The following is an 8,422-nucleotide window of genomic DNA, read 5'->3' as shown; positions in this document are numbered from 1 at the left end:
AGTATTACAAGGAACTGACCTTTCAGCAGGACGTATTTTAGGATTTACTGCAATAATCTCAGCTTCTTTATTACAGTCTGCAACATATACATCAAGAATGTATCCTGATTTACCAGTACTACCATTAGTAGTTCCACTTATTCTTGCAATAATAATTGGAGGTATATTTGGAGCAATAAATGGTTTTGGTGTGGCCAAACTTAAAGTTCATGCATTTATAATAACTCTTGGAACTCAACTTATTGCATATGGTGCTTCTTGTTTATATATAGATAGACCACCACTAGGGGCTCAACCAGTAGCTAACTTAGATCAAAGATATGTAAATATAGTAACTGGTTCATTAAAACTTGGACCGATAGAAATACCTTATTTAATATTTTATTTAGCAATAATTGCTTTAATAATGTGGTTTATTTGGAATAAAACAAAGCTTGGTAAAAACATGTTTGCTATAGGTGGAAATCCAGAGGCAGCTGCTGTATCAGGAGTTAACTTAGCTAAAAATATAATGATTATATTTATAATATCAGGTATGCTTTATGGTATCGCAGGATTTTTAGAAGCTGCAAGAGCAGGTTCAACAACTACAAGTACAGGTTTTAACTATGAACTTGATGCAATATCAGCATGTGTTGTTGGAGGAGTTTCATTTACAGGTGGAGTTGGAACAATTCCTGGAGTTTTAATAGGAACAGTTTTACTTCAAGTTATAAATTATGGATTAAACTTTATAGGAGTTAATGCTTATTGGCAATTTATAATTAGAGGACTAATTATAATAGTTGCAGTATCCCTTGATGTAAGAAAATACTTATCTAAAAAATAATTGAGGTGTATTATATGGAAAATGGAAAAGCTATAGATGAAAATTTAGAAAATAAAGTTGAAGAAAAACCTAAACAAAATCTTAGAGACTCAATATATAAAAACATTGATATACCTTTAAAAACTATGGATAAGTTTATAACTATATTATTAGTATTACTTGCCATTGCGTTATTTTTTGGAATAGCAACTTAAAATAAGAAATTTAAGCTATATTACAATTTTATTTGTGATATGGCTTTTTTCTTTATAAATATTGAATATTGATGTATTTATGATATAATGAAATAATCTAAATTGGGAATAATTTGTATTTTAAAACAATTTATACAAAAGTATGGGGTGGGGTATGAATTTATATAAGGTACTAATAGTTGATGATGAAGAAGAAATTCGTCAAGGAATTATAAAGAAAATTGATTGGGAAACTTATGGATTTAAAATTGTTGGAGATGCTGAAAATGGAGAAGATGCATTGGAAAAAGCAGAAAAACTACAACCTGATATTGTAATGACAGATATTAAAATGCCATTTATGAATGGTTTAGAACTTGGAGAAAAGTTAAAGGATTTAATGCCTTCTACTAAGATAATAATTTTTTCAGGGTCAGATGATTTTGAATATGCTAAAAAAGCAATAAAAATTAATGCCTTAGGTTATGTATTAAAGCCTATAAATTCAATGGAATTAATTGAGGTTTTAAAAAAGCTTAAAAAACAAATAGATGAAGAATATAATGAGAAGAAAAATATAGAAAATTTAAAGAAATATTATGAGGAAAGTTTACCGTTATTTAAAGAGAAGTTTTTAGTTGGAGCAATAGAAGGAAGAGTAAAGTTTAAAACTTGGAAGGAAGAAGCAAAAAAGATAGGGTTGGAATTTGACTTTCCCTTTAATGTTATAGGTGTTATTCATTGTGATAACTATATTGGTAATGAGAAAGATAATATATTTGAAGAAGAATTTAAATACATATCAATTAAAAATATATGTGATGATATTATAAAAGATTACTGTGAATATGAAAGTTTTATTTATTCAGGTTTAGTTGTAGTAATTGGAAAACTTAGTTCTAAAGAAGATGTTTATAAGTTTATTAAAGGTATAAATGAAGTGTGTAGTAGGTCTGAACGTATTATGGATATGAAGGTATCAGCGGGTATTGGAAATGTATGTAATGACTTTGAGCAAATTAGATTTTCTTATAAAGAAGCGAAAAATGCACTTCATTATAGAATAATACTTGGAACGGGAAAAGGAATATATATAGAAGATGTTGAACCAGATAATGGGGTTAATATTCAATTTGATGAAAATGATGAAAGAACTTTAATAAATACAATAAAGATAAAATCTTCTAAAGATATAGAGTTTATAGTAAATAATTTATTTAAGAAACTAGAAGAATTGCTATTGCCATTTAATCATTACAATATTTATTTAATAGAAATAACAACGGGATTATTAAAGCTTGTTAAAGCATATAACTTAAATATAGATGAAGTATTTGGAGAAAATTTTAATTGTTATAGTCATTTAGAAAAGTTTGAATCAATAGAAAGTGTAAAGAAGTGGTTTATAGAAAAATCTATAACTATAAATAATCTTATAAAAAGAGAAAGAGTTGATTCATCTAAATTACTTATAGAAAAAGCAAAGCAATATATACATGATAATTATAGCGATAGTGAAATATCAGTCGAAAATCTTTGTAAACATTTGCATGTAAGTCCTACGTACTTTTCAACTATATTTAAAAAAGAAACAAAAACTAGCTTTGTAAATTATTTAACATCAGTACGTTTAGAACAAGCTGTAAATCTTTTAAATACAACGGATTATAAGTCATATATTATAGCTGAAAAGGTTGGATATCCTGAAGCAAATTATTTTAGTTATGTATTTAAAAAACAATATGGAGTACCTCCATCTAAATATAGAAATAGGTAGGTACAAAATATGAGGTTTAAACATTTAAGCTTAAAAAACTTTTTTAGAAATAAAAGTTTAAAGTATATAATATCTATTTCTTTTACTATAATAATGATTTTAGCAATAATTACATTAGGACAAGTATTATATATTAAATTTGTAAAAATAAATGAAGAGATTATATCTAAAAACAATAAGGCAATTGTAAATCAAGTTAATTTAAATTTAGATAGTTACTTAAGAAATATAATGAGAATATCTGATGGAATGTATTATAACATAATAAAAAAATCAGATTTAAATGTAGATAATATAGATAAAGAAATGAATTTAATATATGAAACAAATAAAGATTTTCTTGTAAGTATAACGCTTTTTTCAAAGTATGGAGAAGTAATAAACGGATATCCTTTAAAGGAAGTAAAAAATACAGTAGATACAAGACAAGAAGATTGGTTTATAAATGCTATAAACAAAAAAGAAAATTTACATTTTTCAACTCCACATGTTCAAAATATATTTATTGATTCAAGTAATAAATATAGATGGGTTGTATCTTTAAGTAGGGCAGTAGAATTAAATTTTGATGGTGAAATAAGTCAGGGAGTTCTTCTTGTTGATATGAACTTTAGTGGTATTGAACAAATATTTAAAAATATTGATATTAGTAAATCTGGATATGTTTATCTTATGAATGGAAAAGGAGAGATTATATATCATCCTAGGCAACAACTTATATATTCAGATTTAATAAATGAAAATAATAATATAGCAAAAAAATATGAAGATGGAACTATAAAAGAAAAGTTTAATGGTGAAAATAGATTAGTTACCGTAAAAACTGTTGGATATACTGGATGGAAGATAGTTGCAGTTACTCCTGTTACTGATATTATAGATAGTTATAGTCATATGAAGATATTTACTATATTTATACTTTTCTTTGGAATATTAGTTTTAACTATTATAAATATAGTAGTATCATCACGTATTACTAATCCTATAATAAGACTTGAAAGAAAAGTTAAGAAGTTTGAAGAAGGAGTTAGAAATATTGACTTTTCAACTGAAATAGGTTCTTATGAGGTAAAGCATCTTGGAAAAGCTATAAATTCTATGGTTGAACAGATGGATTTACTTATGAAAAATATTGTAAAGGAACAAGAAATTAAAAGGAAAACAGAACTGGATGCACTTCAAGCTCAAATAAATCCTCATTTTTTATATAATACTTTAGATTCTATAGTTTGGATGATAGAAAGTGAAAGATATGATGGTGCAACTACTATGGTTACAGCCTTAGCAAGATTTTTTAGAATAAGTTTAAGTAAAGGAAGAAATATTATAACTTTAAGAGATGAACTTTTACATGTTGAAAATTATTTAACGATACAAAATATACGTTATAAGAACAAATTTAATTATAGAATTGAAGTAGATGAGGAGATATTAGATTGTGCAAGTATAAAGCTTATAGTACAACCTTTAGTTGAAAATGCAATATATCATGGTATGGAGTTTATGGATGGAGATGGTGAAATTTTAGTTAAGGCTTATAAAAATAATGAAAATATAAGCATAGATGTAATAGACAATGGACTTGGAATGCCAGAGGAAATAGTTAAGACATTACTTAAAGGAGATAAAAAAAGAAAAGGAAAAGGGTCAGGAGTTGGATTAAGAAATGTAAATGAAAGATTAAAGCTATATTTTGGTAAGGAATATGGCTTGGAGATATTTAGTGAACCTGATGAAGGAACAACTATAAGAATAAATATTCCAATTATAGATTATAAAAGTTATGAAAAAAGAGAGGAATTTAAAGATGATGAAAATTAATAAAAAAAGGTTAGTTATATTTTTATTAACATTATTTATTATATTCTCTACACTAATTTTAAATTATTTAATTGGAATGAACGATAATGATAAAATTTTAAAAATATCATATATAAGTATGGAAGATAAGAGTGAAAATTTAAAATTTATAACTCAGGGAATTGAGCAAGCTGAAAAAGATATGAAAGCTAAAGTTAACGTATGCGTTTTAACTGATGAGAATAAAATAGAAAATCAAAGGAATTTATTAAGAAAAGAAATAAAAAATGGTGCAGATTTTATAATAATATCACCTATAGATTATAAAGAACTTTCGAAGGATATAGAAGAAGCAAATAAAATTGTCCCTATTATATTGATGGATTCTAAGGTTGAATCTAATAAAAAAATGTCTAATATTTCAGTGGATAATTATAGTATTGGTAAAGCTTTAGCAGAGGAAATAATTAAAAATGGAAATACTAGAAGCATTATAGGGATTGTTGAAAAAGATATTAATTGTAGTAGTTTATATGAAATTAAGTCTGGATTTATGGATGAAATTAAATATAGCAAAAACAAATGTATAGATTTAAGAATTAATGGTAGTAAGGAAAGTTATTATAAACAAATAGGAAGTCAAATAAAAGATAATAATGTAGATGTATTAGTATCTTTTAGTTCAGATATTTTAGAGATAATATCGAAAATTAAAGAGGATAAGTATTATATTAAAAATAAGAATAAAGATGTTGAAATATACGGAGTTGGAAGAAGTGATAAAATATTAAGCTATGTTGAAAATGAAATAATAGATGCAGCCATAATAAAAAATGATTTTAATGCAGGATATTTAGCAGTGGAGATTGCAACAGATAAAGTTAGAAATACACGCAAAAATAGAAAAGAAGCAAAGATAGATTTCTTAGTAATAAATAAGAGGAATATGTATTCGGAAAAGAATCAGAAATTGATTTTTCCTTTTATTGGTTAAATAAGTTTTTGTGGAGGTTGGTATGAAAAAAGGGTTAAAAAGTTTATTGTTAATAGTTTCATCAATTGCTTTTTCTAGTGCTTTAATGGGATGCAATGAAAAGTCTTCAATTTCAAATAATAAGTTAAATGAAATAAAGTTTGGAGTAAGTATATATGAAAAGTCAGATATATTTATATCAAAAATAATTGAGAGTTTAGAAGATGGGTTAAGTAAAAAAGAAGATATAAATAATTTGAAATTTGATTTAACGGTAGTTGATGCGGGGAGAAATCAATATAACCAAAATGAGCAAGTAGATGAATTTATAGCAGAAGGAGTAGATGTTCTTTGTATAAATTTAGTTGATAGAAGATCCGCTTCATCTATAATAAATAAAGCAAAAACAGCTAATATTCCTGTAATATTTTTTAATAGAGAACCTGTAGAAGAAGATATGAATATGTGGGATAAAATTTATTATGTTGGTGCAAAGGCAGAACAATCAGGAATAATGCAAGCTGATATAGTTCTTGATATTTATAAGAAAAATTGTAGGAAAGTAGATAAAAATGGTGATGGGAAAATACAATATTTAATGCTTGAAGGAGAAGCGGGACATCAAGATAGTACAATAAGAACGGAATATTGCATAAATAGATTAAAAGATAAAGGTGTTAAAGTAGAAAAATTAGATAGTGATGTAGCTAATTGGAGTAGAGAACTTGGAATGAAGAAAATGGGAGAATGGATAGATAAATATAAAAATATAGAAGTAGTTTTTTGCAATAATGATGAAATGGCATTAGGTGCAATTGATGCAATGAAGAAATCTAATTTTAAAAGATTTCCTATAGTTGTAGGTGTTGATGGAATAGATGATGCTTTGCAAGAAATTAAGAAAGGTAATATGACAGGAACTGTATTAAGTGATGCAAAAAAGCAAGGGGAAGGTATATTAAATATAGCTTTAGAATTAGTTTTAAATAGAGATTCAAAAATACTAAATAGGAAATATACAAGAGAGGGCCATATGAAAGTAACGAAAGAAAATTTAAGTGAATTTATAAAAGAATAGTTTATAATTTGATGAAATTATAGAAGTTTCATAAATTTTATATCTCATAAATATAATTAAATATATAGCAATATAGGAGATATAAAAATGGGAGATTACAGAGAATTATATAGAAGATATTATAATGGGATTGAGAATGAAGATATAGGAAATGATTATAGTTATGATGTGGAAAGTATAAGGTCAAAAGGCAGAAATAGAAGTAACTATAGCTATTCAGGAAGAAATTATAATTATAAAAAAAATAAAGGTGGTACATTAAAGGTTATAACAATTCAAAGTGTTGGAGCAATTTCATTAGTATGTTTAATTTCGGCATTTAAATATTTACCAAATACTGAAATTAATAAAATATACTCAAAGGCTAAAGCGGTTATTTCTTATAATCAAAATTTTAAAGAACTAGAAACTGTTGAAGTTTTTAATAAAATAAAAGATAAGTTAGAAGATGTAGTTGTTTATAATGAAGATAATAAAAAAATAAGTTTTATACCTCCTTTAATAGGTAATATAGAAAGTTATAAAGACGGTATAATAATAAAAAACAATACAAAGAAAGATGTATTTGCAGCCTTAGATGGAGAAGTTAAAAAGGTTGAATTAAGTGGAGAAAAAGCAAATATAATTATAGATCATAAAAATGGATATGAAACATATTATGAAAATATAACTAAGCCTTTAGTTAAAGAAAAAGATAAAATAGAAGTTGGAGAATGTATAGGAAGCAACACTAAAGTTTCAGATAAAAATTATGAAATAAAATTTAAGGTAAGTTATATGGGAAAATTAAAAAATGCACAAGACTATATTAAATTTATAGAGGATAATGCGTAAGTTTAGGTATGATTAAAGATAATATGAAAAGATCATATACTTTAATGATTATAGAGGTTATAGTTTTATTACTTGCCATTAGTTTTGAAAGTAAAACTTTAGTTGCAGTTGTTTCAATTTTAATACATGAATTTACACATATATTAGTAGGAAATAAATTAGGATGCAAACTTTATAATATTAAATTTAGTTTAACAGGTGCAAATGCACAATTATCAGATTTAGATGATTTGATAGATAAAGATAAAGTATTACTTTATTTAAGTGGACCAATGTCAAATTTAATTATTTCTATAATAATGTATATATTATATAAGCTTACAAATATACAAATATTTGAAGTTGTATCTGGAATTAATATGTGGCTTTGTATATTTAATTTAATACCAGCTTATCCTTTAGATGGTGCAAGAATATTAGAAATTATAATATCAAATAAAAGTTCTTATTTAAAGGGAAAGAAAATAACTTCAACAATAAGTTATATAGTATCATGTATTTTGCTAGGATTATTTTTAACTTTAATATTTGTAAATAAAATAAACATAAGCATACTTTTCATATTATTATTAATAATTTATTCTACTGTCTTAGAAAAAAAGTGGACAATGTATATTGTTATGGGGGATATTATAAAAAAAAGAAGAAGGCTTGAAAAATATGATTTTATGGAGAATAAATCCATATCTGTTTTTTATAAAAATGGATTGTTAGATTTAATGAGATTAGTAGATAGGAATAAGTTTAATACTTTTTATATATTAGATGAAGAACTTAAGCTTATTTCAATACTTCATGAAGATGAGCTTTTGGAGGCTCTTAAAACATATGGAAATATAACTTTAGAAGAATATAATGAAATGAAAAGCTCCTTATAAAAAGGGGCTTTTTTTATTTTAATTCAATAAAATGTTATTTTTTATTAAATTAACTAAATTATGTTACAATATTTATAAAA

8 protein-coding genes are annotated in these 8,422 nt (G+C 25.0%); all 8 read left to right on the top strand.

All coding sequences use genetic code 11. The features are described from left to right. Window positions 1–829, top strand: an 829-nt coding sequence (locus Q4E08_RS10850) for a beta-methylgalactoside transporter (RefSeq protein ID WP_303130891.1), incomplete at its 5' end; no start/stop codon positions are given. Window positions 830–843: 14 nt separating this feature from the next. Next, window positions 844–1,023, top strand: coding sequence for a hypothetical protein (locus Q4E08_RS10845; protein WP_303130890.1), 180 nt, complete (start codon window positions 844–846; stop codon window positions 1,021–1,023). Window positions 1,024–1,177: 154 nt separating this feature from the next. Beyond that, a complete protein-coding gene (locus Q4E08_RS10840; protein ID WP_303130888.1) occupies window positions 1,178–2,779 on the top strand; it encodes a response regulator in 1,602 nt (533 codons plus the stop codon). 9 nt (window positions 2,780–2,788) lie between these two features. Next, on the top strand, window positions 2,789–4,600 hold the full coding sequence (locus Q4E08_RS10835) for a sensor histidine kinase (protein WP_303130886.1): 1,812 nt from the start codon (window positions 2,789–2,791) through the stop codon (window positions 4,598–4,600). After that, window positions 4,587–5,573: a substrate-binding domain-containing protein gene (locus Q4E08_RS10830; protein WP_303130885.1), complete on the top strand. Its 987-nt coding sequence runs from the start codon at window positions 4,587–4,589 to the stop codon at window positions 5,571–5,573. Before Q4E08_RS10835 ends, Q4E08_RS10830 begins: the two co-directional genes overlap by 14 nt. Before the next feature lie 22 nt (window positions 5,574–5,595). Then, window positions 5,596–6,630, top strand: coding sequence for a galactose ABC transporter substrate-binding protein (locus tag Q4E08_RS10825; protein ID WP_303130884.1), 1,035 nt, complete (start codon window positions 5,596–5,598; stop codon window positions 6,628–6,630). An 87-nt stretch (window positions 6,631–6,717) separates the two neighbouring features. Further along, complete coding sequence (locus Q4E08_RS10820; RefSeq protein ID WP_303130883.1) at window positions 6,718–7,464, top strand: M23 family metallopeptidase; 747 nt, start codon at window positions 6,718–6,720, stop codon at window positions 7,462–7,464. 8 nt (window positions 7,465–7,472) lie between these two features. Continuing rightward, window positions 7,473–8,342 carry a site-2 protease family protein gene (locus Q4E08_RS10815; protein WP_303130881.1) on the top strand — a complete coding sequence of 290 codons (870 nt, stop codon included), beginning with the start codon at window positions 7,473–7,475 and terminating at the stop codon, window positions 8,340–8,342. Window positions 8,343–8,422 lie beyond the last annotated feature (80 nt).

Origin of the sequence: Clostridium sp., assembly GCF_030532265.1 — a bacterium.
Lineage (GTDB): Bacteria > Bacillota > Clostridia > Clostridiales > Clostridiaceae > Clostridium.
Note: the sequence above shows the minus strand (reverse complement) of the source record. Positions and strands in the feature narration are given on the sequence as shown.